This is a genomic window from Wohlfahrtiimonas larvae (assembly GCF_002006755.1).
In the GTDB taxonomy this organism is placed as follows: domain Bacteria; phylum Pseudomonadota; class Gammaproteobacteria; order Cardiobacteriales; family Wohlfahrtiimonadaceae; genus Wohlfahrtiimonas; species Wohlfahrtiimonas larvae.
Map to the genome: position 1 here is coordinate 1 of NZ_MVDO01000280.1, position 303 is coordinate 303.

Annotated in this window: 1 pseudogene; it reads right to left on the reverse strand. The window is 36.6% G+C overall.

The window, feature by feature from the left end:
- Positions 1–42 precede the first annotated feature (42 nt).
- Positions 43–303, reverse strand: a pseudogene (locus tag BZK14_RS13445) (hypothetical protein); the annotation flags it as partial.

Consider the following 303-nt stretch of genomic DNA (forward strand, 5'->3'; position numbering starts at 1 on the left):
TGCAATTCCTTTTATCCTACGTCCAATTGTCATCATTCACTCCTACCATTTTTCATAACCTTGAACATCTACGACTACTTTTTCACGATTATCTGATTTCTTATTTTTCTTGCGACCAGCACCTTTCGATTCAGGCAACCAAATACCATCTTCTTTAAATGTTAATGAGGTTGTTGTGCCATCAAATTTACTGCAGGAATATCTGCAACCCATTAGAAAGTAAACAGCATCAATGCCAAAAATATCGCTTTCAATATGCACCCTTTGTCCTGGCATAAATAACTTGGCTTTTGTTGCATCAGT